Origin of the sequence: Hoyosella altamirensis (genome assembly GCF_014191505.1) — a bacterium.
Taxonomy (GTDB): domain Bacteria; phylum Actinomycetota; class Actinomycetes; order Mycobacteriales; family Mycobacteriaceae; genus Hoyosella; species Hoyosella altamirensis.
On sequence record NZ_JACHWS010000001.1, the window covers coordinates 1,574,996 to 1,600,763 of the forward strand.

Annotated in this window: 27 protein-coding genes; 19 read left to right on the plus strand and 8 right to left on the minus strand. The window is 61.2% G+C overall.

The window, feature by feature from the left end; genetic code table 11:
• Positions 1-16: 16 nt before the first annotated feature.
• From FHU29_RS07705 to FHU29_RS23150, 11 genes are all read left to right on the plus strand, one after another.
• A complete protein-coding gene (locus tag FHU29_RS07705) occupies positions 17-1,123 on the plus strand; it encodes an aromatic/alkene monooxygenase hydroxylase subunit beta (protein WP_064439006.1) in 1,107 nt (368 codons plus the stop codon).
• Positions 1,120-1,461, plus strand: coding sequence for a propane 2-monooxygenase effector subunit MimD (mimD, locus tag FHU29_RS07710; RefSeq protein ID WP_064439005.1), 342 nt, complete (start codon positions 1,120-1,122; stop codon positions 1,459-1,461). Before FHU29_RS07705 ends, mimD begins: the two co-directional genes overlap by 4 nt.
• Before the next feature lie 46 nt (positions 1,462-1,507).
• Complete coding sequence (locus tag FHU29_RS07715; protein ID WP_064439004.1) at positions 1,508-2,551, plus strand: amidohydrolase family protein; 1,044 nt, start codon at positions 1,508-1,510, stop codon at positions 2,549-2,551.
• The gene (locus tag FHU29_RS07720) at positions 2,548-3,291 is read left to right on the plus strand and encodes an iron-sulfur cluster assembly protein (RefSeq protein ID WP_064439003.1); all 744 of its coding nucleotides are present in this window, start codon (positions 2,548-2,550) and stop codon (positions 3,289-3,291) included. The genes FHU29_RS07715 and FHU29_RS07720 overlap by 4 nt, the downstream gene beginning before the upstream one ends.
• Complete coding sequence (locus tag FHU29_RS07725) at positions 3,288-4,313, plus strand: NAD(P)-dependent alcohol dehydrogenase (protein ID WP_064439002.1); 1,026 nt, start codon at positions 3,288-3,290, stop codon at positions 4,311-4,313. The genes FHU29_RS07720 and FHU29_RS07725 overlap by 4 nt, the downstream gene beginning before the upstream one ends.
• A gap of 38 nt (positions 4,314-4,351) precedes the next feature.
• Positions 4,352-6,001 (plus strand): chaperonin GroEL, encoded by a 1,650-nt coding sequence (gene groL / locus FHU29_RS07730; protein WP_064439001.1) that lies wholly within the window; start codon positions 4,352-4,354, stop codon positions 5,999-6,001.
• 21 nt (positions 6,002-6,022) lie between these two features.
• On the plus strand, positions 6,023-6,346 hold the full coding sequence (locus FHU29_RS07735) for a putative quinol monooxygenase (protein WP_041451018.1): 324 nt from the start codon (positions 6,023-6,025) through the stop codon (positions 6,344-6,346).
• Positions 6,343-7,713 (plus strand): FAD-binding oxidoreductase, encoded by a 1,371-nt coding sequence (locus FHU29_RS07740; protein WP_064439000.1) that lies wholly within the window; start codon positions 6,343-6,345, stop codon positions 7,711-7,713. Before FHU29_RS07735 ends, FHU29_RS07740 begins: the two co-directional genes overlap by 4 nt.
• 109 nt (positions 7,714-7,822) lie before the next feature.
• Positions 7,823-9,577 carry a sigma-54-dependent Fis family transcriptional regulator gene (locus FHU29_RS07745; RefSeq protein WP_064438999.1) on the plus strand — a complete coding sequence of 585 codons (1,755 nt, stop codon included), beginning with the start codon at positions 7,823-7,825 and terminating at the stop codon, positions 9,575-9,577.
• Positions 9,578-9,719: 142 nt separating this feature from the next.
• Complete coding sequence (locus FHU29_RS07750) at positions 9,720-9,944, plus strand: hypothetical protein (RefSeq protein ID WP_064438998.1); 225 nt, start codon at positions 9,720-9,722, stop codon at positions 9,942-9,944.
• A gap of 74 nt (positions 9,945-10,018) precedes the next feature.
• The gene (locus FHU29_RS23150) at positions 10,019-10,792 is read left to right on the plus strand and encodes an ANTAR domain-containing protein (RefSeq protein ID WP_064438997.1); all 774 of its coding nucleotides are present in this window, start codon (positions 10,019-10,021) and stop codon (positions 10,790-10,792) included.
• On the opposite strand, the gene FHU29_RS07760 is transcribed toward FHU29_RS23150, so the two are convergent.
• Positions 10,777-11,397: a hypothetical protein gene (locus FHU29_RS07760; protein WP_064438996.1), complete on the minus strand. Its 621-nt coding sequence runs from the start codon at positions 11,395-11,397 to the stop codon at positions 10,777-10,779. The genes FHU29_RS23150 and FHU29_RS07760 overlap by 16 nt on opposite strands.
• A 150-nt stretch (positions 11,398-11,547) precedes the next feature.
• On the opposite strand from FHU29_RS07760, the gene FHU29_RS07765 reads away from it, so the two are divergent.
• Positions 11,548-12,237, plus strand: a complete 690-nt coding sequence (locus FHU29_RS07765; RefSeq protein WP_064438995.1) for a hypothetical protein — start codon at positions 11,548-11,550, stop codon at positions 12,235-12,237.
• Between the two features lie 102 nt (positions 12,238-12,339).
• Positions 12,340-14,607 carry a heavy metal translocating P-type ATPase gene (locus FHU29_RS07770; protein WP_064439142.1) on the plus strand — a complete coding sequence of 756 codons (2,268 nt, stop codon included), beginning with the start codon at positions 12,340-12,342 and terminating at the stop codon, positions 14,605-14,607.
• 22 nt (positions 14,608-14,629) lie between these two features.
• Here FHU29_RS07770 and FHU29_RS07775 read toward each other — a convergent pair whose 3' ends face one another.
• Together FHU29_RS07775 and FHU29_RS07780 are read right to left on the minus strand one after the other, a co-directional pair.
• On the minus strand, positions 14,630-15,256 hold the full coding sequence (locus FHU29_RS07775) for a hypothetical protein (protein WP_198156506.1): 627 nt from the start codon (positions 15,254-15,256) through the stop codon (positions 14,630-14,632).
• Between the two features lie 44 nt (positions 15,257-15,300).
• Entirely contained in the window at positions 15,301-15,555 is a 255-nt protein-coding gene (locus tag FHU29_RS07780; protein WP_064438994.1) for an SHOCT domain-containing protein, read from the minus strand.
• 275 nt (positions 15,556-15,830) lie between these two features.
• Here FHU29_RS07780 and FHU29_RS07785 point away from each other — a divergent pair, with 275 nt between their 5' ends.
• Together FHU29_RS07785 and FHU29_RS07790 are read left to right on the plus strand one after the other, a co-directional pair.
• Positions 15,831-16,511, plus strand: coding sequence for an ATP-binding cassette domain-containing protein (locus tag FHU29_RS07785; protein WP_083962128.1), 681 nt, complete (start codon positions 15,831-15,833; stop codon positions 16,509-16,511).
• A complete protein-coding gene (locus FHU29_RS07790) occupies positions 16,508-18,022 on the plus strand; it encodes an ABC transporter permease (RefSeq protein WP_064438993.1) in 1,515 nt (504 codons plus the stop codon). The genes FHU29_RS07785 and FHU29_RS07790 overlap by 4 nt, the downstream gene beginning before the upstream one ends.
• 14 nt (positions 18,023-18,036) lie before the next feature.
• Here FHU29_RS07790 and FHU29_RS07795 read toward each other — a convergent pair whose 3' ends face one another.
• A complete protein-coding gene (locus tag FHU29_RS07795; protein WP_064439139.1) occupies positions 18,037-19,026 on the minus strand; it encodes an LLM class flavin-dependent oxidoreductase in 990 nt (329 codons plus the stop codon).
• 62 nt (positions 19,027-19,088) lie between these two features.
• Between FHU29_RS07795 and FHU29_RS07800 the strand changes: the two genes are divergently transcribed.
• Both FHU29_RS07800 and FHU29_RS07805 read left to right on the plus strand, forming a co-directional pair.
• Positions 19,089-19,853 (plus strand): sulfite exporter TauE/SafE family protein, encoded by a 765-nt coding sequence (locus FHU29_RS07800; RefSeq protein ID WP_064438992.1) that lies wholly within the window; start codon positions 19,089-19,091, stop codon positions 19,851-19,853.
• Positions 19,854-19,906: 53 nt separating this feature from the next.
• A complete protein-coding gene (locus FHU29_RS07805; protein WP_064438991.1) occupies positions 19,907-20,365 on the plus strand; it encodes a PPOX class F420-dependent oxidoreductase in 459 nt (152 codons plus the stop codon).
• Between the two features lie 4 nt (positions 20,366-20,369).
• On the opposite strand, the gene FHU29_RS07810 is transcribed toward FHU29_RS07805, so the two are convergent.
• Positions 20,370-21,335 (minus strand): patatin-like phospholipase family protein, encoded by a 966-nt coding sequence (locus tag FHU29_RS07810; RefSeq protein WP_064438990.1) that lies wholly within the window; start codon positions 21,333-21,335, stop codon positions 20,370-20,372.
• A 130-nt stretch (positions 21,336-21,465) separates the two neighbouring features.
• Here FHU29_RS07810 and FHU29_RS07815 point away from each other — a divergent pair, with 130 nt between their 5' ends.
• Both FHU29_RS07815 and FHU29_RS07820 read left to right on the plus strand, forming a co-directional pair.
• Positions 21,466-22,164, plus strand: coding sequence for a hypothetical protein (locus FHU29_RS07815; RefSeq protein WP_157094911.1), 699 nt, complete (start codon positions 21,466-21,468; stop codon positions 22,162-22,164).
• 22 nt (positions 22,165-22,186) lie between these two features.
• Positions 22,187-23,002: an SDR family oxidoreductase gene (locus FHU29_RS07820; RefSeq protein WP_064438988.1), complete on the plus strand. Its 816-nt coding sequence runs from the start codon at positions 22,187-22,189 to the stop codon at positions 23,000-23,002.
• 22 nt (positions 23,003-23,024) lie between these two features.
• Here the strand turns inward: FHU29_RS07820 and FHU29_RS07825 are convergent, their stop codons facing one another.
• From FHU29_RS07825 to FHU29_RS07835, 3 genes are all read right to left on the minus strand, one after another.
• Positions 23,025-24,143 (minus strand): site-2 protease family protein, encoded by a 1,119-nt coding sequence (locus FHU29_RS07825; protein ID WP_064438987.1) that lies wholly within the window; start codon positions 24,141-24,143, stop codon positions 23,025-23,027.
• 31 nt (positions 24,144-24,174) lie between these two features.
• The gene (gene idi, locus FHU29_RS07830) at positions 24,175-24,714 is read right to left on the minus strand and encodes an isopentenyl-diphosphate Delta-isomerase (protein WP_064438986.1); all 540 of its coding nucleotides are present in this window, start codon (positions 24,712-24,714) and stop codon (positions 24,175-24,177) included.
• A 95-nt stretch (positions 24,715-24,809) separates the two neighbouring features.
• Positions 24,810-25,697, minus strand: coding sequence for a LysR family transcriptional regulator (locus FHU29_RS07835; RefSeq protein WP_064438985.1), 888 nt, complete (start codon positions 25,695-25,697; stop codon positions 24,810-24,812).
• Positions 25,698-25,768: the final 71 nt, after the last annotated feature.

Consider the following 25,768-nt stretch of genomic DNA (forward strand, 5'->3'; position numbering starts at 1 on the left):
AGAACTGAGAGAAGAGATGACCGCAACTACCGGGAAAAAGCAACGTAGCTTCCCCACGATTGAATTCACTGACTCAGAGGCCGGGGCGCTTGAGTTCCCCAGCTCTCGCAGCCGATCATTTACCTATTACACGCCGGCCAAGAAGCGGTCGACGACGTATGAGGACGTCACCGTCGATGTTCAGCCCGACCCAGACCGTCATCTGACTCAGGGCTGGATCTATGGCTTCGGTGACGGGCCCGGTGGGTACCCGCAGGAGTGGACAGCCGCGAAATCGTCGAACTGGCACGCGTTCCTCGACCCGAACGAGGAGTGGGACCAGACGATCTATCGCAACAACTCTAAGGTCGTGCACCAGGTCGAGTTGTGCCTGTCCAACGCCAAGCGCGCCCGCGTTTACGACGGTTGGAACACGCCGTGGCTGACGTTCATCGCCCGCAATCTGGGGGCGTGGATGCACGCCGAGAACGGGCTGGCGCTGCACGTCTTCACGTCCATTCAGCGGTCCTGTCCGACGAACATGATCAATACCGCCGTCGCAGTGAATGCGGCGCACAAGATGCGCTTCGCTCAGGATCTGGCGCTGTTCAACCTGGACCTTTCTGAGGCCACAGCAGATTTCGACGGTGCGCTGCACAAGGAGGTGTGGCAATCGGCACCCGAATGGCAGCCAACCCGCGAGGTTGTGGAACGTCTTACTGCCGTACCTGACTGGTGTGAGCTGCTTTTCGCGACGAACATCGTGTTCGAGCAGCTGGTCGGCTCCTTGTTCCGCACCGAACTGGTCATGCAGATCGCTGCCCGCAACGGCGACTACATCACGCCCACCCTCGTCGGTACGGGTGAGCATGATTACGACCGCGATGTCACCTACACCAGGAACCTGTTCCGCCTGCTTGTCCGGGATGCGGAACACGGCGAAAGCAATAAATCCCTCTTCGCCGAGTGGCTGGATACGTGGGTGCCGCGTTGCCTCAACGCTGCGCAGGCGCTCCAACCAATCTGGTCGCAGCCCGCCGACAAGGCAGTGACATTCGCGTCAAGCCTCGAAGCCGCACAGGCGAAGTTCAGTTCTCTTCTCGAGGAAATCGGCCTCGACCTCCCTAAGGAGTTGCACAAGTGAGCATGCAATTCGGTTCAGCCACAGAGTTCTCCAACATGTGTGGTGTCACCCTGATGAATACCCCTATCGGACGCGTTGTGGCTGACGTCATGGGTGCCAAGGAAGACGTACAGCTTACGGAGTATCCCTCCATGATCCGCGTTGACGGCGTAAGGCTGCTGGAGTTCGACTACGAAGAACTCACCGATGCGCTCGGCTCCGAGTTCGACGGCTCGATCTTCGAAGAAATCAGCTCCACCCACTACGGGCGGATGGTGCACCTCGACGACAAGACGATGCTCTTCGCAAGCCCCGAGGACGCGGCGGAGTACATCGGCTTCGACCTCACCGCGCACTGACACAGAACGACGGTGTGCCCATCTACCCAAGCAACAGGAGTCTGTTATGTACGAGAAGGACGGCGAAAAATACTTCATCGTCGATGGCCACGTCCACATCTGGGACGGCCGCAAGTCGAATCAGCGCAATATCCACGGACAACAGTTCATTGACTGCTTCTATGACTACCACCAGAACCTGAGTCCTGAAGAGTACGTGTGGGATTTCGACAGCTACGCCTACTACGGCAGCGAGCGCTTCATGAAGGACGTCTTCGTGGACGGCCATGTCGATCACGCGATCTTCCAGGCCACGCTGCTCAGCGAGTTCTACCACAACGGGTTCGGCCAGACCGAAGAGGCGTTCGGACTCACTCAGGAGCATCCTGACAAGCTGACATACAACCACGCGTACGATCCTCGCCACGGCGAGAAGGGGCTCGAGCAGCTCAGGCGGGACGCCGAACGGATGAATCTGAAGGGCGTAAAGCTCTATACCGCGGAGTGGTTCGGCAGCTCACGGGGATACAAACTCGACGAGACGTGGTCGCGGCGATACCTGGAAGAGTGCATCAAGCTGGGGATCACCAACATTCATGTTCACAAAGGCCCTACAATCCGTCCACTTGACCGTGATTCTTTCGACGTCGCGGATGTCGACAAGGTCGCTACGGACTATCTGGAACTGAGGTTCATCGTCGAACACGTGGGCCTCCCCCGTCTCGAAGATTTCTGCTGGATAGCGACACAGGAATCGAACGTGTACGGCGGCTTGGCTGTCGCGATGCCATTCATTCATTCGCGGCCACGATACTTCGCGCAGATCATGGGCGAACTTCTCTACTGGATCGGCGAGGACAAGATCCTCTTCGGCAGTGACTATGCGCTATGGACGCCGAAATGGCTCATCGAGAAGTTCGTGGACTTCCAGATTCCCGAAGATATGACCGAGTATCCGGCGATCACGGTGGAACAGAAGAAAAAGATCCTTGGGCTCAATGCGGCAGCGCTTTACGATCTCGAAATACCGGCCGAGTTCGCGCCGCGTGAAACAGCCGGGCAGGAGAAGGTGGAGGTTGCGGCTGGAGCGCGAGAGGCCGCGTCGCTATGACCGCGCCGTCCGTATGCAAGGCAGACCAGGTGATCGCAGCGCTCGGAACCGTTTCGGACCCGGAGCTCGATGAGCCGATCACCGAGCTGGGCTTCGTCCGGTCCATTACGTTCGACGACCACGGCGTGATCGTTCATCTCCGGCTTCCCACCGCGTTCTGTTCTCCGAACTTCGCCTACCTCATGGCTTCTGACGCGCAAGATGCGCTGCGCATGGTCGACAACATCGGCAGCGTGCACGTACTCCTCGACGACCACCATGACAGCCAGAAGATCAACGCTGGTCTCGCGGCAAACGCAGGCTATCGGGGAACATTCGGTGAGGAAGCGGAGGAGAGCCTTGCGGAGTTGCGCCGGACATTTCTCCGCAAAGCCCACACGGCGGCGATGGAACGGTGCGTCGAGGCCCAGTTGAAGCGAACGGGCGTGCGGCTAGATGAAATTCATCGATTGACTCTTCGCGATCTGCCCGCAGGCAAGCAAAAAACGGCGCTGCTGAGACGGCGCGTTGATGTTGGACTCAGTATCTGTCCGTCGTCGCGTGTCGTCGTCGACGACGCTGGTCGTCCGCTTTCCCCCGATGCAGTTCCGGCCCGACTCCGGTTCGCCAAGTCAGTACGCATCTCAATGGAAGGCAACGCCCATTTCTGTCGCGGACTGCTTGCGACGCGCTACTCCGACGGCGGGAACAGCAACACACCCCAAATACTCGACATCAGGACAACGAGGAGGCCGGCATGAAGGCCGTACAAGTTGTGGGTTACCACACGAAACTCCAGCTCAACGACATCCCCGTACCCACGGTCGAGAGCCCATTCGACGTCATCGTGAAGATCGGCGGAGCAGGGGTGTGCCGGACTGATCTTCACATTCTTGAAGGCCAATGGGAAGAAAAAACCGGTGTCGCACTTCCCTACACGATCGGCCATGAGAATGCGGGATGGGTGCACGCCGTCGGCAGTGCAGTCACCAATGTTTCGGAGGGTGACAAGGTGATCCTGCACCCGCTGATCACCTGCGGGCTGTGCCGCGCCTGCCGATTTGGCGACGACGTGCACTGCCAGAACAGCAGTTTCCCTGGAATCGACACGAACGGCGGATACGCCGAATACCTCCGTACTACCGCCCGCAGCGTGGTTCGAATCGATGACGGACTTGCCCCCGCTGATGTTGCCGCGCTCGCGGATGCAGGACTCACTGCCTACCACGCGATAGCGAAGGTAGCCCGGACAACTCGGCCCGGCGACGTGTGCGTCGTCATCGGGGCTGGAGGCCTCGGCCACATCGGAATCCAGGTGCTGAAGGCGATTTCCGGCGTGACGATCGTTGTTCTCGACCGTAACCCCGCTGCCGTCGACCTGGCCGTGAAGATCGGTGCAGACTTCGGGATCGTCGCTGATGGCACACAGGTGGAGCAGGTGCTGGAACTGACGGGCGGTCATGGAGCTGAGGCGGTCGTCGATTTCGTCGGCGAAGGTGGCGCCACCCGCGAGGGCGTGGCGATGCTGCGTCGCGCCGGAAACTACTTCGTCGTCGGATACGGCGAGAACATCGACGTCCCGACGATCGACATCATCTCCACCGAAATCAACTTCATCGGCAATCTCGTGGGTTCTTACAACGACCTGCAAGAACTCATGGTGCTCGCAGCCCAGGGGAAAGTCACCTTGCACACCACGAAGTACAAGCTCGACGAGTTTCAGACTGCGCTAGACGATCTCGACGCTGGACTAGTGCGGGGCCGCGCGATTCTCGTTCCATAACACCCACCACACATCACTTAGGTATGAAAGGAAATGCCATGGCAAAGGAGCTGCGGTACAACAAGGACGCACGTCTGCGTCTCGAGTACGGCGTCAATGCCCTCGCCGATGCGGTCAAGGTGACCCTCGGCCCCAAAGGCCGCAACGCGGTCCTCGAAAAACTCACGGGCCCACCGACCATCACGAACGACGGTGTGACCATCGCGCGGGAAATCCAGTTGCGTGACCCCTTCGCGAATATGGGGGCCCAGCTGGTCAAAGAGGTTGCGATGAAGACCAACGGTGTCGTCGGTGACGGCACGACAACCGCAACTGTCCTGGCGCAGGCGATGGTGCGTGAAGGGCTCGCCGCGGTCGAATCCGGCGCGAACCCGATGCGCGTGCGGCGCGGCATCGAGCGGGCCGTTTGCGTAATCGTCGACTCGCTTCGTGCGCAGGCCGTGGACATCGTTGGCAAGGAGGATCTGCAGCGCATCGCCGCCCTTGCCGCCAGCGATGATGAGGCGATCGGCGAGGCCATAGCGACGGCGGTCAACTATGTGGGGAGAGCGGGGGTCGTCACAACCGAAGAGAGCGATGTGCTCGGGATTTCTGTCGAAGTTGTAGATGGCATCGAATTCGACCATGGTTACATTTCTGGTTACATGGTGACTGACCAGGAACGCATGGAAGCAGTTCATGACAACCCACTGATCCTGCTCACCAACAAGAAGGTGACCAAGGTTCAGGAGATTATGCCAGCGATCGAGGTCGCGAAGCGCGCCGAACGCCCACTTGTTGTCCTCGCGGAGGATGTCGACGGCCCCGCGCTGCAGTTGCTGGTCGGCGGCAACATGCACAACACCATGCAGTCCGTGGTCGTGCGAGCTCCTGGCTTCGGGCACCGACGTGTCGCTGAACTCCAAGATCTTGCGGTTGCGCTTGGCGGACACGTCGTCGCAAAGGACACCGGTGTTGAACTCTCCGAGGTGACGCTCGAACATCTCGGTTCGTGCGACAGGATTACCGTCACCGAGAATTCGACGACGATCGTTGGCGGTCACGGTGACCCGAGGCTTCTCGACGCCCGGATCGGACAACTCGAAGCCCAGTTGGAGAGAGCGAAGATCGAGGCCGATCAGGACAGTTTGCAGGCGCGCATCGCTCGTTTGAGTGGCAGTGTCGCCCTCATTCGTGTTGGCGGCGCGACCAGTGTCGAACTGAAAGAACGCATGCTCCGCGTCGAAGATGCCCTCGCTGCTACCCGAGCGGCCCAGGAGGCCGGGATCGTGTCTGGTGGTGGCACTGCTCTCGCCCAATCACACCGCGCCACTGCCGAGCTTGAATTGACTGGCGACGAAGCGATTGGCAGCGAAATCGTGCGCCGGTCACTGACCGAACCTATCCGGTGGATCGCGAACAACGCGGGTTACGACGGTGATGAAGTCGCAAGTGTCGTACCGGATCTGCCACTGGGACACGGCTTCAACGCTCTGACTGGTGAGTATGGCGACATGTTCGATGAGGGCGTCATAGACCCGTTGAAGGTAACGCGCGCCGCGCTGGAAAGCGCGGCATCGATCGCAGCGCTGCTCATCACCACCGAAACCGCGATTGTCGAAGAGATCGTCGGCAATCCCGGTGCGATTATGGCTCCGGGTTTCGGTGATCTCGCTGAGGGCATGGTCCGACCGTCGAATATCTACTAACACGCAGAATCGAGATACGTGATGATCTTCATCGTGGTGCGGTTCAAGGTCAGGCCCGAATTCCAGGACAGTTGGCTGGACATCACAAAAGAGTTCACTGCAGCCACACGCTCGGAACCAGGGAATCTGTGGTACGAGTGGTCACGCAGTGTGGACGACCCAGCGGAATTCGTGCTCGTCGAGGCGTTCCTCGACGGGCAGGCTGGTGCGGAACACGTCAATGCCGACCACTTCCGTCGGGGCCTCGACGCGATGCGGCCGGCGCTGAGCGAAACTCCCCGCATCATCCACACTGAAGTTCCCGGCACCGAGTGGTCCCGGATGGGCGAACTCGAGGTCGTATGACCCAGGCCGTCGCGGGCATTGTCCGGGAACTAACAGCATCGCTCGGTGGTGCCGTGATAACGGATCCCGTTCTGTCAGTTGGTTATCGGCGCGACCAATCGCACCTCACAACCTTCGGTACGCCCGCAGCGGTGGTTCGCGCCCGCGACGTGAGTGATGTCGTCGCCACTCTGCAGGCCGCGCATAAGTACGGCGTTCCTGTGGTCACACGCGGGGCTGGCACCGGGCTCGCGGGCGGGGCCAACGCGGTCGACGGATGCATCGTCCTGAGCATCGAACGGATGAACCGGATTCTGGAGATTGACGAGGAGGCGCGCACAGCTGCGGTCGAGGCCGGCGTGATTAACGGTGACCTCGCTTCCGCAGCGGCGGCGTGTGGACTCTGGTACGTCCCTGATCCGGGCAGCCGTGATATCTCGACCATCGGCGGCAACCTCGCCACAAACGCAGGCGGTGCGTGCTGCGCGAAATATGGTGTGACAGCAGATCATGTCGCGCGCATCAAAGCAGTGCTCCCGGACGGCCAGATCATCCACACGGGTGCCAGCACACGGAAGAACTCTGCCGGCCTCAATCTCACTCAGCTGCTCGTCGGTTCGGAAGGAACGCTTGCCGTAATCGTCGAGGCCACTGTGCGGCTTCGACGCAAGCCAGAGGGGGTGACCACCCTCGTCGCGAGCTTCCGGGACCCGGCGGATGCGGTCTGTGCCGTGATGAGGATGCAGTCGGTCGCTGACCCGTGTCTTGCCGAACTCATGGATCGAACAACCATCGCCGCCGTCAACCGGATGACGAAGATGGGGCTCGATGAGTCTGCTGGCGCGCTTCTGCTGGTCCAGTGCGACGGGGCTGGCGCAACCGAGGAGGTGAAATGCTGCGCCCAGGCGTGCAGCGACTCACGTGCCACAGAACTGTATGTGACCAGCGATGCGGAGGAAGGCGAAGCCCTGATGCGAGCGCGACGGGCGGCTCTGACGGCGCTCGAGCAACTTGGCAGCACACTATTGGATGATCTCGCGGTCCCTGTACCGCAGCTCACACACATGCTCGAAGCGATTACGCACATCGCCGATCGGTATGGCCTCCTCATTGGCACGTTCGGTCACGCCGCCGATGGAAACCTGCATCCGACAATTGTGTTCGATTCGCGGGATGAGGAGATGGTGCTGCGTGCTCACAACGCGTTCGATGAGATGGTTGCCCGCTGTCTGCAACTCGGCGGCTCGATCACGGGGGAGCACGGGGTTGGTCTCCTCAAACGGCGCTACCTCACGCGAATGGTGGGGGCAGCGGAACACCAGCTGATGGCTGGGATCAAGTCAGTCTTCGACCCTGGTGGGATCCTCAACCCCGGCCGCTCGCTCTGAGTCTCATTTTGAGACGCACACTGAACCCCGGAGGACTACGCTATCTACAGGTCGCCGAACTTCGCAGGAGAGGCATTTGCGGCGAGACGGATATGGCAGGCGCTGAAAGATGACAACGAAGGACGTGCAGGTAGCGCGGGAGCGTTTTCTCGCGGATAACGAGCTCGACCGCTCCGTACGGGCGGCGATCTCCACGTCATGGCGGCGCTCGAAGGCCCTCAGCGTCCCCACCGACCGTCTCGACTTGGTATTCGTCCGTGAACCGAAACTTGACAGCCCGCTCATGAGAGCTGCAGGTCCCGTCCTGCAGCAACTCGCCGATGGCCTGGCTGAGGAACCGGTGAGCGTTATTCTCACCTCAGCTGACGGTGTTGTGCTCAACCGGATCACCGCCAGCCGACGCCTCGATAGTGCCCTCGACAACGTGTATCTCGCGCCCGGCTACAGCTACGCCGAAGAGTACATCGGTACCAACGGCATCGGCACCGCCATTGAGACCCGTCAGCCGACCCTGGTGGTTGGCGCCGAACATTATGCTGACTGCCTTGGTCAGCTCGCATGTGCGGGCGTTCCGATCATCCACCCTATTTCGGGTGCCCTCGCGGGAGTTCTCGATCTAACCGGATGGGTCGACGACGGCGGTCCCCTACTCGCCACGCTTGCACGATCGGCGACGAATCAGATCGAGGGCCGACTACTCGCACAGGCAAGCGCTGCGGAAACGGAGCTGCTCAACACCTATCTGAGTGCATGCCGCCGCGCACCACAGATAGGCACGCTCGCTGTCGGTGATGAGGTCGTGCTGATGAACCGTCGGCTGCGCGTCGCCCTTGACGCCGAGGATCAGGCTGCGCTGCTCGAGCATGCCCTCGACGCGATGCATGTGCCTACGGGAACCAACGTTATCTGCGAGCTCCCCAGCGGGCAGACCGGGCGTCTGACGCGAATCGACAACTTTGCGTCAGAACTACGGCTCGATATGGCGTTGTTTCACGTCCACCTCAACGACTTTTCTGCGCCGCATTTGTTGCCTGCACTCGAGCCCGCGCACCCCTTGCCCGGGCTTGCAGGAAAAAGTGCCTCGTGGCGGCGCAGCTGCGGGGAGATTTCTCGCTGTGTGCGCGACCGACAGTGGGTCGTGGTTGCGGGAGAGCGCGGTACCGGCCGGTGCGAAGCGCTTAAGGTCTCCGTCGCACAGCATCGGGCGGGCTTGCACCCGCGAGTCGTCGCTCCAGAGGACTTCGCGGACATCTCGCGGCTCAGCCAGGAAATCGAGCAGGTGGTGGCCCGCGAGAACTTCACTCTTATCCTGCGCGATATCGACACGCTCAGCGACGCCCAATTGGCCGTAATCGCTGACCTATTGCAGGGACACGAGAACAATGGCTGGGTCGGTGCGACCGTTGGCTGCGCCGAGCACAAAGCCGCGGTGGGAGCCCTGATCTTGCCTTTCTTCAGCCGCACAATTAGCGTGCCAGCGCTTCGCCACCGCATCGAGGATCTTGCTGATCTCGTCCCCCACTTCCTTCGGCAGCTCAGCCGCGGCTCGGACTTGACGCTTTCCCCAGCCGCCATGCAGCAGCTGCGGAAATATTCGTGGCCTGGCAATGTGCGGGAGTTGCGGCAAGTGCTGCGCGATGTCGTCCAGCGGCAGCGCTCCGGAATCGCCGATGTCCATCAACTCCCGGCGGCGTGCCGCGTTGTCAGCCGTCACGCACTCACCCAGATCGAAGCACTCGAACGCGACGCAATCCTCCGTAGTCTTGAAGAGAACCATGGGAACAAGAAGGCCGCAGCTGCAGCTCTGGGCTTCTCCCGTGCCACGATCTATCGAAAGATCAAGGAATTCGGCATTACGCTCTGACACGGGTTGTGTCGGAATATGAGACGTCCTCGGTGTTTGATCCGCATGACGATTGATCTGCACGCATCAGACATCAAGCGCCTCATACACGGATGCTGCACCGGTCCGTCCAGAGGTGTGTCCAGCAGGAGGACCAATCGCCATGACTACCGTCGAACGCCCAGCGGTCAACACCACTCGCGTCTGGCTCGCCGCGCCGCTATGTCGTGCACCGGAGCCCAGTGACCGCCCAGTCGTGCGGGACGACCTGATGCGTACGTGGGTTCCTGCCGTGGGGGCCGTCTATTGCAGTGCCGATGGACGCCATCGCGCCACGTGGCAGCAGCTACGCGTTCAGCATGATCTCGTGGAAGTCCGTACACGCTAAGCCGCGTCCAGCGAACCGGATCCCGATAAACTGGCAGTTCGGGATACACCATCCGTCGACAGGAAGGATGCGCATTGGCTGGCAATTCGGCACCGACACGGTCTGACAACTCGTTTTTCCAGCGTGCTGAAGGCAAGTTCTCTGCAAACGAAGCGTCGACCGCGTGTTTGCTTATCGACCGGGACTTTCGTGTCCGGGGACTCAACGCAGCTTTCGCGGAGGCGACCCGGCGTCCCCGCGGCGAACTGCTTGATCAGGCTCTTTTTGACCTTTTTCCGGATAACCCGAACAATGCTGAGGACCAGGTCGACCGAGTCGCACGATCGTTCGAACGCGTACTGCGCTTCCGTCAGCATGACACCCTCTGGGTCCAGCGTTACGAATTCCCAGATCCCGCCAAGCACGGCGCTTTCATCCCGAAAGTCTGGACACTGAATCATCAGCCAATATTCGACAGCGACGGCTCAGTGCTCGGCGTGGTTCAGCACAGCGAAGACATAACAGCCCTCGATGCGGCTTTGGCGTCGCTCGCTGACACGCTGGCCGCTGCAGACGCTGATGAGGACCACTGGTGGCACGTTCTGCGTCGGATCGGCTCGGCAGGTCGCGCTCTGCCCCGTTACCGCGAAACGTATCGGGCCCTCGCCCAGGAGAACCATCAGCTGCGCGAAGCTCAAGCGGCTCGCGCTGTGATTGAACAGGCCAAAGGCGTTTTGATGGGACAGCGCCGTTGCTCACAAGATGAGGCTTTTGAGATCCTCCGGGAGATATCTCAGGCGACCAACGAGAAGCTTCGGGACGTGGCTGCGGCGCTCGTCGCGGACACCACCGGTCATACGTCTGCGTGATCTAGTCTCGCCAGCGTTGTTGTCTCACCCCTGCGCTCTGCAAGGGCAAGACCGGCATCCCAGCCCGGTGCTCGACCGCCACCGGGTGGAGTGACGACCGACATGTCGTGTCCACTGGACGCAAGTAGCCATGAGACAAGCGAATTCGAGTTCCACATGTCGCCCACGCGCAACTGATCCCGTCCCCACGTCAGCGGCGGAGCCAACCGAACGAGCGTCATTACACGCTGCACACGGCCCTCGTCGCTACTCACGCGCTGCGGGCTGTCAACCGCATCGGCGATGTCCGGAATGAAACCACCCTGCCAGCAGCGAACCTCGTAGCGGAAGAGCCGGAACCGTCCCAGCCAGCGCGCACCCACAGGACCGACGCGAACAACTCCCCGCTGCGTGGCCTTTAAGTTCCATACTGGGGCCATTTCGATCGTGTAGCTGCCGCTGCTGTCGCCCACGATGAGGGCGGAATGATAAATGTCCGCGGCAGGCCTGTGGCTGCGTCGCGCGGAGATTGCCTCGTACAATCGTCCATTCCAGCGCACCACTCGTCCCCCCGCTCCGAGGGGAATCCAGTAGAGGTCGATACTCGATTTTCGCGCCGCTACCATCGCTTCTCCATCCGCCGCCCTACATCAGTGTGGGCCGGACCGTTGTCCGAACATCAGAGCCTCCGGGCACCCGAAGCGGGGCCCTAGGTCCTCACTAGCAAGGGCCCGGAGTTACTTGCCCTTCGCACCCGATAGGACGACGCTTGGAAGATGAGGCACCTTAGCCGCGCTGACCTTCCCGCTGCCCGCACGATCATGCGAACAATCATCGAGACGTTCAGTGGCATCGCCCTGATAAAAATCCATGTGCTGCTGGGACGGCCCCTCCGGAAGTGGCGGACCACATGGGGCACAACAGCGGCTGAACGGCAGCGAGGTTATCCGGGAGACCAACTGCTGCCCAATCCGAGTTGGCGTTATACACACGCTGTGACGATCGATGCGAGACCAGCTCAGGTATGGCCCTGGATCGTACAGATTGGGCAAGGCCGCGGAGGGTTCTACAGTTACGAAGCACTCGAGAATCTGATCGGCTGCCGCATCTCCAACGCACACGAGATACTGCCCCAATTCCAGGATCTCGAGGTTGGCGACACAATCCGGCTGCATCCTAAAGCGCCTCCGATTCCGGTCGCGCTGATCGAGGCGGAACGCCATCTGGTGCTTTTCGCGTCGGATGCCGAATCGAGCGACGCGACAGTATGGGGGTTCCACCTCGTGCCACTGGACGGTCACCGCACGAGGCTCATTGAACGTGGCGGCAGCACTCACGGTGACACCCTCCGCAGCCGACTCGCTTTCGGCCGCATGCTGCTAGAACCGATCAGTTTCGTGATGAGCCGGAAAATGCTGCTCAGCATCAGAAGGCTCGCGGCTCGTGATGTTCTAGTTAGTTCCTAACACAACTGCCAGCTGCTTCTTTAGTGCCGAAAACTGGCAAGGTGGGGACCAAATACCCTATGACTGAGGCCCGGCAAATCGGACGCTCAGTGTATGTACCCCATGCACGTCGATCACCCGACGACGTTTCGTCTGACCGTCCCGAACATGAATTCGGATCATTGCGCTGGCATCGTCACGGCATCGCTGCGGCGTCTACAAGGGATCCACGAAGTGCACACGAGTATCGCGACTCACTCGGTCAGGGTGTCGGTTGCGGACGACACCACCATCACAGCACTCACAGATGCTGTTGAGCGAGCCGGATACGAAGTTGTTGACGCCATCGCAGAACATGATCAGTCGGCCAGCAGCGTGCTCGATCCTGACCTTGTAGAAGAACGGCACTTTGCGGTCGCCACTCGGAGACTCGTAATCGCGGCGGTACCGACTACCCTCATCATGATCCTGATGATGGTCCACATGCTGTGGCTGCCAGTTCCAGGTTACCTAGCCATCGTGGCTGCTCTGGCGTTCCCTGTGGTGCTTCTCTACGGCGGCTGGGCAACCCACCGGTCAGCGTGGCTGTCGCTGACAAATCGCACCGCCAACATGGATGTGCTGATCTCACTGGGCAGTCTGCCGCCTTATCTCATCGGTCTCGCCGGCTTCATCTACCCGATGACATCGTTCATCGAAATGGCCGCAACGATCATGACCTTCCACATGTTGGGCCGATACCTCGAAGCCCGTGCGAAGGGTAGCGCCTCCCAGGCGATTCGCCGTTTACTCACCTTGGGAGCGAAGACCGCGAGTGTTCTGCGCGATGGCAACGAGGTGGAAGTTCCCGTCGCCGAACTCGAGGTCGGTGACGTGATGGTCGTGCGTCCCGGCGAGAAGATCCCCACCGACGGTACGGTGATCGAGGGTACGTCGCACGTGGACGAATCGCTCGCGACCGGCGAATCGCTGCCAGTTGCGAAGCAGGATGGTGACACAGTACTCGGAGCGACAGTCAACAAAGAAGGCCGATTGAAGGTCAAGGCCTCTCGCGTCGGCGCCGATACATTCCTGTCGCAGGTCATTCGCCTCGTCGAGGAAGCCCAAGGATCGAAGGTACCGATTCAGGAGTTCGCGGACAGGATCACAGCTCGATTCGTGCCCGCAGTGATTGTGATCTCGCTTGGCAGCCTCGCGGCCTGGCTCGTGTTTGGTGAGCGCCTTCGCCCGATCCTCACTTGGGGCGCGGGCTTCCTCCCTTGGGTCAACCCCGAGGCATCGATCCCGGTGGCAGCTGTGCTCGCAGCGGTAGCAGTTCTCGTCATAGCGTGCCCCTGCGCCCTTGGGCTCGCCACGCCCACTGCGTTGATGGTGGGTTCAGGGATGGGCGCCGAACACGGTGTGCTCATTCGATCAGGTGAGGCCATCCAGACGTTGAAGGACATTAAAGTTGTTGTCCTCGACAAGACGGGCACGATCACCCGAGGCGAACCTGAACTCACCGATGTCGTTGCGGCGCCGGGTATTGATGAGACGCAAGTCCTTTCGATTGCAGCTACGGTGGAGAACGCATCGGAACACCCGTTAGCGAGAGCAGTGGTCGACGGTGCACGCCAGCGAAACATCCGCGTTGGCGACGTCCACAACTTCCGTTCCGCAGCCGCCCGTGGCGTTGAGGGAACAATCGGCGCGAGCAGGATCCTCATCGGGAACAGGCGTCTCCTTGAGGAGTCTGCGGTTGAAGGACTTGCGGCGCTCGACGCGGATCTAGCGCAACTGGAACAGCGCGGCCGAACTGTTGTGCTTGTGGCTGAGAACAACGTCGCGATCGGGCTCGTGGCGGTCGCGGACGCCATTAAATCCGAATCCAGGAACGCGATCGCCGCGATGCACACGCTCGGGATCCATGTCGTCATGCTCACCGGTGACAACGAACGCGCTGCCGAAGCTGTCGCCGCGGAGGTCGGTATCGACGAAGTCCATGCAGGCGTACTACCCGAAGGCAAAGTTGATGAGATCCGCACCCTGCAAGCGCGTTTCGGCCCGCATATCGTCATGATCGGCGACGGCATAAACGACGCTCCCGCTCTCAAGCAGGCGAACGTTGGGATCGCCATCGGCGCGGGAGCGGACGTTGCCATCGAGGCTGCAGACGTGACACTAGTGAGCGGCGAGTTGACCAAAGCTGTCGAAGCGATCCGGCTGTCGCAGGCCACCTACAGGAAGATCGTGCAGAATCTGTTCTGGGCGTGGTTCTACAATGGCGCCGCAATCCCGATCGCAGCGATAGGGCTGCTTCACCCCATGATCGGTGTTGTCGCCATGACAGCCAGTTCGTTGTCGGTCATCGGCAACTCCGTGTTGCTGCGGCGCACCAAGCTGACGGTGTGACTCAGGCGCTTCGCAATAGTGACTACTCGCTGTGACCGAGTGACTGAATGAACTCTCCGTGCCACGTGTGGTACCACACCGCGCCAGTACGACCATGGACTGAGAGCATTCCCACGGTATGTCCATCGCGCTCAGTGTGGAGTGTGTAGTAGCCGGGAAACGAGTGAAGCTCGCCAGTCCGGAGTTCTGGCCGAGACTTCTCAAGCCATTCATCTGCCAGTGCGCGCGCTCGTTCCTCGTCAATGTTCGGTCGATCCGCCCGCGTATGCACGGGCATCATTCCGTACGCGGTATTCCACATCATCGCCGGGCCCCACTCAACCTGCACGTCACCGGTTTCCCGGTCGACAATCACCTCTGTTGCGCCCCCGCCATCTCGCTCAACGAGTTCAACGTAGAAGTGGTTGCTGAACTCCATGACTTCGCCGACGTGCAGATCCCACTGCGCTGCGAGTCTCTCGGCGCGGCTAGTTGCCTCACCGATGTTCTGGATTTGTCCGGGCCCCGCGATGAGCACGCCCATGCCGCCAGGCGCCATGGGCGCCATCATGTGCTGACCGTGTCCGGTCCAGCTACCCGGGCCCCACTCGGATTCGACGGGCGCCCCGAAGCTCCAGACAAGCGTTCCCACGAGCGCAGCGGAAGACACTGCGATCACCGTCAAAGGCATGATTTGTGAGCGCCGCACCACACTCACCGCAATTCCCGGCGATGTTCCGAAAGACGCTTACGGGCCGCCCCGTACTCGTCGGCATCGATCTCACCGAGCGCGAAACGACGATCAAGTATTTCCTCCGGAGATTCCCGATGGCTACTTCCGCGTTCCGGTCCGGGGCCGCCTTGAGCGAGACGCATGACCGCCCAGACAATCAGAACAATCAGACCGATCCACAGCACTGGCATTAGCATCATCCACAACCATCCAGCCCCGTCCCATCCGTACATCATCGCTCGCCTCGCTCGAGTATCGGTTATCGGCGGAATGCCCTAATCATGAAGTATGCGCCGGTCGGTCGCCCACAGGTCAGCGCCAAGAGTCTCTCGTCAAGAGGACCAAAGTCCTCAGTCTTCCGCACGGACTTATCAAGCCGTCGAGGTTAAGGACCCTTGACCTCTCCACAATCGACCTTCGCCTCTTTCCCTCGCGCTTGTTTGCTGGCGATCCTTGAGGAGTCAGACGAAAACAGCTCTCCCCAGGACTAATCCTTGTTGGAGGGAAGCCCATGCACATAAACACACAACACACAGTTGAGACCACTTCTCCAGCTACTGACGTCGTCCTTGAAGCCACTGGGATTGAAAAATCGTACGGGCGGGGATGGTGGCCAGCACGCCGCCACCAAGTGGTGCTCCGGGGCGCTGACGTCACATTGCGCCGCGGTGAGGTGGCTGGACTCGCCGGTGAGAACGGCTCAGGCAAGTCCACCCTGATGAAGATTCTCGTCGGAGCGTTGCGGCCCGACTCTGGCAGCGTGATTCTTTCGGGCCGAATGGGCTATTGCCCCCAGGCGCCGGTTGTTTATGAACGGCTCACTTGTAACGAGCATTTCGAACTGTTTGGGCGCGCATACAGAATGACACCCGATGCGGCGCGCCGATCCAGTCGGAACCTCTACGCCGCGCTAGGGTTTGAACGCTACGCCTCCACACGAACCGATCAGCTTTCTGGGGGCACTCTAGCGAAGCTCAACCTCGCGTTGGCGCTTCTAGCAGATCCGGATGTGCTGCTTCTCGACGAACCGTACGCAGGCTTCGACTGGGATACTTACCTCAGGTTCTGGGAATTGGTTGAACAGCGCCGCGCGTTAGGACGCTCTGTACTGATTATCAGCCATTTCCTTGCGGACCAAGAGCGTTTCGACCGCCTCATCGATCTCAAGAACGGTCTGGCGGTCGGCAGATGACCAGCGCAACGCGCACTGGAAGCCGCCGCGCACACAGCATGTTGTTTGTACGGGGATTCCTCGTTGACTATGCGCGCAACCGAGTCAACCTGATTGTGCTCGTGTTGGTTCCCGTCGTTTTTGTCATGGTGGCTTCAGGTCCTCTGGCGGACTTCTCCAGATTGCTCGGAGGGGAGGGGCCTTCGGTAGAAAGCGTGACAAGCGGCTGGGCGGCTGGGTTTCTCGCCGGTATCGCTATGTACTTTCAGACCCGTGCCGCGCGTACAGCCGATAGGCGACTTGTGCTCGCAGGATTAAGTCCTCTCCGCCTCGTTGCAGCGAGACTCACCACGGGCATCCTCCTCGCATTGTTCGTCTCTGCAGCCGCGGTGCTGGCTTTGACTGTCCGCACCGGAGTTGCGGCACCAGGTCGCGTGCTGTTCGGCACATTGATGTTTGCTCTTATCTACGTGGCGATCGGGGCGGTGGTAGGCGCGCTCCTGCGCGACCCCGTCAACGGCACTGTGCTGATCTTGTTCATCTGGATTATTGACGTCTTCTTCGGTCCCGCTTTCGTCTCGCCGGAAGAGATCACAGCACGTTGGCTTCCCACACATTTCGTCACATTGTGGATGGTGGATCTGCCTTCCCGCCATGGCGGGCAACTCGACGACCTCGGCTGGGCACTGGCATGGACCACCGGTGGGATTCTGGTGAGCGCGTTAGTGGTGACGAAGACTACTCGGACAATGCACCCCTCTGGCACAGAACGGTCACCGGGTAGCTTTCAGCAGCTGAAAACCGCCGTCCGGATGGGGTTGCGCGCAATTGGTCGCAACGTGGTCTTATGGGCATTGCTCGTCGCTATTCCTGTCGTATTCATCGTGTTTGCCTGGGCGACAACACCCAAGCAGTTTATGACGCTGACTTTGATCGACGGTGGTCAGCAAACCAGTCAGACGTTCTGGCTGCCCGAGATCCACGCGGGAACTATGACTCCCATTGCGGTGGCTTCTCTGTCAGCCCTGATTGGACTTTTCGTGGTCCTCGACACCCGGATCGGAGATCAGCGGCTCTCGCTCGCGGGCTTTCGTCGACTCACACTGCTCGCCGCCCGGCTCACGGTCATCGCCGTTGCAGTAGTTCTTGTGGCCGGGGTGTCCCTGCTGGTAACTGCAACTGTATTCGATGCCGAGCAACCGCTCGTGTACGCCGCCGGCAATGTGGTCCTGGCGTTTACCTACGGGTTAGTCGGCGTCTGCCTCGGACCGGCTCTCGGCCGAGTGAGCGGGGTTCTTGTCGCGTTCCTTGTGCCATTCCTCGACGTCGGGATCAGTCAGAGCCCGATGCTGCGCCCCGAACCCGGCTTGTGGGCGCGCGCGCTTCCCAGTTACGGATCGAACCGAGTAATTCTGGATGGTGGACTAACCAGGCATTTCGACGAGTTCGCAAGCGCCGCCCTCGCTCTAGTGTGGATCGTCGTGCTATTGCTGACCGCAGCGTGGATATTTCGCCGCTCCCCCGGCCGGTAGTTCGGCTATTAGGGTCACTTCTCTCTCAGTTCGCTGATTTCAGAAACGATTTCCAGGGAACGCAACCACGCGGAGCGGTCGGTGGCTGCTGATAACACGATCAACTCATCGGCATCAGCGTGCCCCGTGAACTCATCGAGATACCGCTTTACCTCGGACGCCGTCCCAACCGCGGAATATCGGCCCATTTGCCGAACTTGCTGGCCCGCGGGAGAATCGAGGAGCAGGTCTGCTTCTTCTTGAGTGAATGTTTTCCCCCGCCCCACCAGTCGAGTCGCCCGGAACCTTTGCGCGTCCTCGAACAGGCGTATGGCTTCGCTCTTGGTGTCTGCTGCGATCACATTGACCCCCGCGATGACGTAGGGGTGTTCGAGTTGCGGAGACGGCTGAAACTCACGCCGATATGCCGAGACCGCGGCTTCCAGAGCGTCCGGGGCGAAGTGCGACGCGAATGCGTACGGCAGGCCGAGCGCTGCTGCGAGGCGGGCCCCGAAAAGCGACGAGCCAAGAATGTAGAGGGGGATGTGCGTTCCTTTCCCAGGGGTCGCTTCCACATCCGGGATCACGGATTGGTCGGAGAGGTAACCCTGGAGTTCGAGGACGTCACGCGGGAAACTGTCGGCAGACGCTGGCGTTCTCCGCAGGGCACGCAGCGTCTTCTGGTCGGTGCCTGGCGCGCGCCCGAGCCCAAGGTCGATACGCCCGGGGTGCAGCGTTGCGAGGGTCCCGAACTGTTCAGCGATCACCAAGGGTGAATGGTTCGGAAGCATGATCCCGCCGGCACCGAGGCGGATCGTCGACGTGTGTGCCGCGATATGTCCGATCAGCACGCTCGTTGCGGATGATGCGATCGACTTCATGTTGTGGTGCTCGGCGTACCAGATCCGTCGGTAGCCCCACTTCTCGGCGTATTGCGCCATGTTCGCGCTGGCGGCGAAACTGTCACGAACGGTTTCATCGTCCGCGATCGAGGCGAGGTCAAGTATTGAGAGCGGCACCGTAATTCCAACAGCAGTCAGCTCTGTAGTATTTCCCGGTGCAGTGGCGAGCGTGAGGAGGAACGCGCATGGAGATGGTTCCGCTCCTTTTCGTCGCAGCTGCCGCGGGCTGGGTTGACGCGGTTGTCGGTGGAGGCGGTTTGCTCCTGCTCCCCGCATTGTTGCTCGTCTTTCCTGGTGCCGCGCCTGCCACCGCGCTCGGTACCAACAAGCTCGCAGCGGTCTCTGGGACGGCGTTTGCTGGCTGGACATACTTTCGCCGAGTTCCGGTCAACGCGAATCTCCTGTTGCCCATCTTTCTGCTCGCGTTCGCATTTGCCGCTTTGGGTGCGTATGTCGCGTCAAGTCTTCCGGCTGAAGTTTTCAAACCGATCATCCTGCTGCTGCTAGTGACCGTGGGCGTGTTCGTGGCGGTGCGGCCACGTTTCGGCGCGGCCCCCGACGCGCCCGCCACCCCTACACGGCAGAAAGCCCTCATCGCTGTGGTGCTGTGTGGCGTTGTTATCGGCTTCTATGACGGAATACTCGGGCCCGGTACTGGAACCTTCCTCATCATCGCGCTCACCATGTTTCTGTCGCAGGGATTCCTGCAGAGCGCCGCGATGGCGAAGGTCATCAACACCGGCACCAACCTCGGTGCCCTCACTGTATTCGCTGCCCAAGGCCACGTGATGTGGCTCGTTGGGCTTGGACTCGCCGCAGCGAACATTATTGGCGCCCGGACCGGCGCCCACATGGCGATCAACAGAGGTTCGGGATTCATCAGGATTGTGCTGCTCGCGGTAGTTATCGCGATGGTTGTGCGCCTGACGTTCGACCTTGTCGCACCATAACGCCCACTACTCTGAAACTCGTCGCCAGCTTCCGCGTATGTGAGGGGTGCATAATGGCCGTTGCAACCGCCAAAGAGGTTTCCCGCGAAGAACTGCTCGGGTTTTTGCGGACCCGCCACCGCAGCGTGCTTATTACGCACAAGCACGCTGGTGGACTGCAAGTCTCCCCCGTCACCTCCGGGATCGACGACGAGGGCCGCGTCGTTATCTCGACCTACCCCGAACGCGCGAAGACCGTCAACATCAAGCGCGAACCGCTTGTGACCCTCTGCGTACTGTCAGACGAATTCAACGGCCCGTACGTCCAGATAGATGGCTCGGCCGAAGTGCTTGACATACCTGACGCTGTCGAGCCCCTTGTGGAGTATTACCGGTGCATCGCCGGTGAACACCCCGACTGGGACGAGTACCGTGCCGCCATGCGTAAGCAGCGCAAGAGTCTGATTCGCGTCACGATCACGTCATGGGGTCCGATCGCCACTGGTGGTTTCCCGCCCGGGCGGGAAACGTGACTGATCAGAGCGCCACGGACTCGCGCGCAAAGTAGTTGCGTACAGCTTCTCTGCCCATTTCGACGCTGCGCCGGAGCACCGATTCGCGGCGTTCGACCGTGCTCACCAGCGGGGCGCCCTCAGGTGGCCTGACCTGGACAGCCGCTGGCGAACCACAGGACATGTGCCTTTCGAGTTCGATAGCGCGGAGTTTTCGTCCTCGCCACGATTCGATCGACTCGGGTGACCGCGCCGCGAGATAGCCTGTCACGACGAGATGTTCGACCGCCTGGGAAAACCGGCTGCCGCGTACCACCGCGTGAGCTGCACTCCGGGTGCGGAGGACCAGAACATGCGTCGCGCCCCAGTGCCGCGCTGACGCTACCGGCACAGGCTCCGCGAGCCCCCCGTCGAAGAACTCCCTATTACCGACGACTACCGGTGGCCCGCCCACTAGGGGCAGGGCACAGCTCGCGCGCAGGGCAGAACGGATCTGCTCTGGGCCTGTCAGCAGCGCGTTGAGGTCCGCGGCTCGCCCATCAGCGAGCGCTGTAGCAATGGGGTGAAAGCTCGTGGGGTTGTGCATGATCGCGTGGAAGTCCATCGGGGCGATGCTCCGGTAGACGGTGTCGACGAGGTGGGCTGTGTCGAATGCCCGCCCGCGCGTGAGCAGCCGGGACGGGTCGACGACACGTTTGACGACGCGTGGGTCCCACCAGGTCCACATGGCCTCGCTTGCTCGCCCGGTGAGGAACCACGCGGCGTTCAGCGCTCCTGCCGAGGTGCCGAAAACTGCGTCGAAGCTACTGCTGAATCCGAGTTCTTCAAGAGCCGCAACCATCCCGCCGGAGTACGCACCGCGAGCCCCGCCGCCTTCGATAACCAGCGCAACCCAATGCGGGTCGTCGCGCGTTGCCGCCGTTGTTCCGGCCGTTCGCCGCGTATCCAGCACGCTGGCAACGGAGAGCGCCTCGAGGGGATCGAACACCATGAGCGGCAATCTACCCATATGTTGGGGTGCACGCCGCTTTGGGGCTTTGGTCCCTTGAGGTTCGGCCCAAGTTCTCTACCCGTGGCGGCCCTGAATGTGTGGGATGGGATGCATGGAGCGTAGGGACCGCGTGGACCGAACAACGTCTGTGGGCGCTTCGGTGAGCGCGCGCGGACATTTCGCCCGCACGTGGACCCTGGCGTTCGTTGGTGGTGAACTCGCCGGTTTCGTTCCGCCCGCGATCGTGGGCGTGGCTTTGGGAACTCTTGGGGCGCACGACGTCGTTTTCGTCGTTGCGCTAACGATCGCGGGAATCGCAGAAGGAGCGGCGCTCGGTGCGGCGCAAGCGTGGGTGCTACGTCGCTTCGCGCCGTCGATTGACTGGAGGCGGTGGGTGGCGGTCACCGCCAGCGCCGCTGGATTTGCTTGGTTCATTGGAATGAGCACGAGCCAGATCGGCGGCGCGTCGCCACTCGCGCCCTGGTTGCTGGTGTTGCTCTTCGTTCCCCTATGGCTTGCCGCGCTCCTCGCCATGGGTTTCGCACAGTGGACGGTGCTACGGCGTGTTGTTCCTGGATCCTCGAGGTGGATATGGGTGACGGCTGGTGCCTGGCTCATCGGGGTCAGCATTCCAGTTATCGCGCTCTCGATCGTTCCGGACGGCTGGCCGTTGTGGAGCCACGGAATCGTTGGTGTGGTCGCAGCCGTGGCCATGGGTCTCACGGTGGGTGCGCTCACGGGCCGGACACTCGCCTCGCTTCTTGCGAGACAAACGCGCAGCCTGCGCATGCTGGTTGAGCCGGGCCGGTTCGGGGTACGCGAGGCATGAACAGTCAACAGGAGGAGTCCCCATGCCACTGCGTACACCAACAGCGCAAAGCCCTCTAGCTGCCATCGTGACCGGCTCCGATTCGGGCATAGGACGCGCGATCGCGTCCGAACTCGCAGCACAAGGTATCAACGTCGGCATCACCTACAACAGCGACATTCAGGGCGCAGATGAAACGGCTGCGGAAGCCCGTGAGCACGGTGTACGGACCGCAGTCGCCAAGCTGGATCTCACGGGCCTTCCCCAGTCCGCACATGTCATCGACGACCTTGCGGATGCCTTAGGCGCGGTCGACATCCTCGTCAACTGCGCGGGTACCGGATCCTCCCAGCCCGCGTTGGACATGTCGTTCGCGCAGTGGCGTGAAGTGCTGTCAGTAAACCTTGATGGAGCTTTCCTCTGTAGTCAGGCGGCAGCGCGGCGAATGGCGGCCCGCGGCGAAGGTGGCCGGATAATCAACATTACGAGCGTGCATGAGCACGCGCCGCGCGTGGGCGCCGCCCCGTATTGCGCCTCGAAAGCCGGTCTCGGAGCGCTCACGAAGGTTCTGGCTCTCGAGCTTTCTGAATACGGGATCACCGTCAACTCAGTGGCACCTGGCGAGATTTCTACGCCAATGACCGGCCAGGCTGATGTTGACCCGAATTCGCAAGACCGGCCTGGCTACCCGCTCAAGCGGCCCGGGCATGCGCATGAGGTCGCTGCGGTCGTGAGCTTTCTCGCTTCGCCAGCGGCGGAGTACGTGACCGGAGCGTCTTACGTCGTGGACGGAGGCATGCTTCTGATGGGGCCGCAGGCGAGCGGCGCGCTCGAGAGCGCGGCGTGGCGCGAAGGGTAATTCCTCTGGTCTCGATACTCGTTCAACCGTCCCGGCGCAGCATATGGCGCAGCACATCTTCGGCGGTGAGTACTCCAGCGATCGCGGAGCCATCCATCACGACCACGATGTCCTGTCCCGTCTGCAAGGGTGTGCGCGTCACGACACTGCCGAGATCTGCGTCGATCCCGACGACGGAGCCGGGAGGGAGCGGCCGGGCGACCTGGCCGACCGTCGTGTTTACCCGGTCTTTCTCGGAAATGTTCCACAATTCGGCACCGCTGACCACGCCGACAGGCTCCCCGTCGTACCTCACGACGGGGAAAACGCTGCCGCGAGACGTGTGTGGGGTGCGTGCCAGGAAAGCATCAACGCACCACCATTCCGGTGCGGCATCGAACACCTGGGACATCACGTCACCGGTGCGGATACCGGTGAACTGGGCGCGTGCGGTCTCGGTAGCACGCTCAGCCGAAGCCGCCATCAGCATGAACCACCCGATCAGGACAAGCCACAGTCCGCCCGGAGAGCCGAGAATCGTCTGTATGAGGCCCAGTGCGATGAACGAAAACCCCAGGATTCGACCGATGCCTGCCGCCTTGAGCGAAGCCTGCGCACGGTCGCCTGTGCGCCGCCACAGGAATGCGCGCAGCACGCGCCCGCCATCAAGTGGTGCCCCGGGCAGCATGTTAAAGACAGCGACGATAGCATTGACAAGACCAAGCCAGATTATGGCCGCTAGCATCAGCGGGTCCAGCCACGTGCGAGTCAGGTAGGCGGCACCGAAGGCCACGATCGCTATGCCCATGCTCGCAACCGGTCCGACAATGGCGATTCTGAACTCAGCGCGGGCATCCCGGGGATTCGCTTCGAGTTCGGCCACGCCGCCGAGCAGCCAGAGCGTGATGCGTTTTACCCTGACGCCATGCTTCTGCGCCACAATCGCGTGTGCAAGCTCGTGCGCGAGAAGTGAGGCCAGGAAAACAACCGCGCCGACGATCGCGATTGGTGCGTAAGCCGCGCCGCTTCGCCCTGGGACGGCGGCCGGCAAAATCGATGTCGCCAGGATGATGGTGATGAGGCCGAAGATCGCCAGCACTGACCAGTGCGCGCCGATTGGGATCCCCCGCACCGTTCCCATTGAGACTCGTCCACGATCCATACTCGCCTCCCACGACTTGGCAGCGCCGTCACTACCCATTGTCCGCGTCGCTGAGCCGCCGAATCTGCTCAACGGACCACGGGCTCAACAGGCGGGGTGCCTCGAGTGCGAGAGAGACTACTGTGGCCCAGGGTAGCCAGGCCCAGTCACAGACTTCTTCCGGATTGGGTTCGGGATCCTTTTCGAGGGTCCCAGTCAGAATTGGGCAAAACTCATGCTCGACCATGCCGCTCGCGTCGACAGCGCGGTAGCTGAATTCCGGCACAGCGATTTTCACGCCAATGGAATGGGCACCGAGTTCAAAGTGCACGCGGCGGGCCGCTGCATCCACGAGCGACTCACCGGGCGCCGGGTGACCACAACATGTGTTCGTCCACACGCCCGGCCACGTCTGCTTGCTGAGTGCACGCCGAGTCATCAGCACTCTCGTTCCCGTGCTGTCAAAGAGGTAGCACGAGAATGCGTAGTGATACGGCGTCTCCGTACTGTGCACCTCCCGCTTGAGCATGCTGCCGGCCGGCTGGTTATTCCCGTCGAGCAGCACGACCAGCTCGTCGGATTCTGGCTGCACGAGGAGTCTCCATTCCCACTGCGCGGGCGGCTGCCAGTGTGGTCACGCAACTCGGCCGCCGCGACGAGTAGACGCAGCACCAGCATACTTACCAGCTACCTCTTGGCGTCGAACTCCCCGAGCACGAAAAGGCGAAATGCCTGCACTGGTCTACTCATTACGGTTCCTGCTTTCCAGATGATGCCGACGTCGCGAGTCGCACCTGGGCCCGCCAATGGAATCTGAACCAGGCCTTCCGGCAGCAACGGGTTCTGCTCGATAGGCATGATCGCCACACCGAGGCCAGCCGCGACCATCCCAGAGATCGTGAAGAGTTCGGAGGTCTCGAACGTGATGCGCGGCTGGAAGTTGGCGGCTGCGCAAAGTTCGTCGAGGATGCGGCGCATACCGTAACCCTGGCGCATCGTGATAAACGGTTCCGACGCAGCCTCAGCAAGGTCGACGCTCTGCCTCGTCGCCATGGGATGGCCTTCCGGGACTGCGAGTGAGAGCTGCTGATTGGTGAGAAGGCTCCACGCCACGCCGCCGGAGACTGGACGTGGAGAAACGATACCCACGTCTATTCGCCCGCTCTCCACCATGTCAGTGATGACGGTCGCCGCGTCTTGGGATAACTCGAACCGGACTCGCGGTTCGTGTGAACGGAATTCACGTATGAGGCGCGGGACAAGACGGACACCGAATGAATGCAGGAAGCCTATGCGGACGGTGCCCTGTGAGGGATTGGCCAGATCTGCAATACGCCGCCGTGCGGCGTCGAGTTCCGCCTTAGCGCGGCGCGCGTGTTCGAGGTAGATCTCGCCATTGACATTCAGACTGATGCGTTTGCCGTGACGGTCGAAAAGCGAAGCGCCGACCGACTGTTCTAAACGCCGGAGCCTCCGTGAGAGCGTCGGCTGGGCAATGCCGAGTTCTTCTGCCGCAGCGGTGACCTGCCCATACTCGGCAACTGAGATGAAAAGGTGAAGCTCATCACTCTCCATGCTGATATCCCTCCGCCGACCAGCCTATATACGGCATCAGCATAGAAGATCTATCGCTTATGCATTTCCAT

Bases quoted from the DNA above. Each gene is read 5' to 3' on its own strand.
- FHU29_RS07705 (WP_064439006.1), top strand. From the start codon at position 17: ATGACCGCAACTACCGGGAAAAAGCAACGTAGCTTCCCCACGATTGAA.
- FHU29_RS07715 (WP_064439004.1), top strand. From the start codon at position 1,508: ATGTACGAGAAGGACGGCGAAAAATACTTCATCGTCGATGGCCACGTC.
- FHU29_RS07720 (WP_064439003.1), top strand. From the start codon at position 2,548: ATGACCGCGCCGTCCGTATGCAAGGCAGACCAGGTGATCGCAGCGCTC.
- FHU29_RS07725 (WP_064439002.1), top strand. From the start codon at position 3,288: ATGAAGGCCGTACAAGTTGTGGGTTACCACACGAAACTCCAGCTCAAC.
- groL (WP_064439001.1), top strand. From the start codon at position 4,352: ATGGCAAAGGAGCTGCGGTACAACAAGGACGCACGTCTGCGTCTCGAG.
- FHU29_RS07735 (WP_041451018.1), top strand. From the start codon at position 6,023: ATGATCTTCATCGTGGTGCGGTTCAAGGTCAGGCCCGAATTCCAGGAC.
- FHU29_RS07740 (WP_064439000.1), top strand. From the start codon at position 6,343: ATGACCCAGGCCGTCGCGGGCATTGTCCGGGAACTAACAGCATCGCTC.
- FHU29_RS07745 (WP_064438999.1), top strand. From the start codon at position 7,823: ATGACAACGAAGGACGTGCAGGTAGCGCGGGAGCGTTTTCTCGCGGAT.
- FHU29_RS07750 (WP_064438998.1), top strand. From the start codon at position 9,720: ATGACTACCGTCGAACGCCCAGCGGTCAACACCACTCGCGTCTGGCTC.
- FHU29_RS07760 (WP_064438996.1), bottom strand. From the start codon at position 11,397: ATGGTAGCGGCGCGAAAATCGAGTATCGACCTCTACTGGATTCCCCTC.
- FHU29_RS07765 (WP_064438995.1), top strand. From the start codon at position 11,548: ATGAGGCACCTTAGCCGCGCTGACCTTCCCGCTGCCCGCACGATCATG.
- FHU29_RS07770 (WP_064439142.1), top strand. From the start codon at position 12,340: ATGCACGTCGATCACCCGACGACGTTTCGTCTGACCGTCCCGAACATG.
- FHU29_RS07780 (WP_064438994.1), bottom strand. From the start codon at position 15,555: ATGATGTACGGATGGGACGGGGCTGGATGGTTGTGGATGATGCTAATG.
- FHU29_RS07785 (WP_083962128.1), top strand. From the start codon at position 15,831: ATGCACATAAACACACAACACACAGTTGAGACCACTTCTCCAGCTACT.
- FHU29_RS07790 (WP_064438993.1), top strand. From the start codon at position 16,508: ATGACCAGCGCAACGCGCACTGGAAGCCGCCGCGCACACAGCATGTTG.
- FHU29_RS07800 (WP_064438992.1), top strand. From the start codon at position 19,089: ATGGAGATGGTTCCGCTCCTTTTCGTCGCAGCTGCCGCGGGCTGGGTT.
- FHU29_RS07805 (WP_064438991.1), top strand. From the start codon at position 19,907: ATGGCCGTTGCAACCGCCAAAGAGGTTTCCCGCGAAGAACTGCTCGGG.
- FHU29_RS07810 (WP_064438990.1), bottom strand. From the start codon at position 21,335: ATGGTGTTCGATCCCCTCGAGGCGCTCTCCGTTGCCAGCGTGCTGGAT.
- FHU29_RS07820 (WP_064438988.1), top strand. From the start codon at position 22,187: ATGCCACTGCGTACACCAACAGCGCAAAGCCCTCTAGCTGCCATCGTG.
- FHU29_RS07825 (WP_064438987.1), bottom strand. From the start codon at position 24,143: ATGGATCGTGGACGAGTCTCAATGGGAACGGTGCGGGGGATCCCAATC.
- FHU29_RS07835 (WP_064438985.1), bottom strand. From the start codon at position 25,697: ATGGAGAGTGATGAGCTTCACCTTTTCATCTCAGTTGCCGAGTATGGG.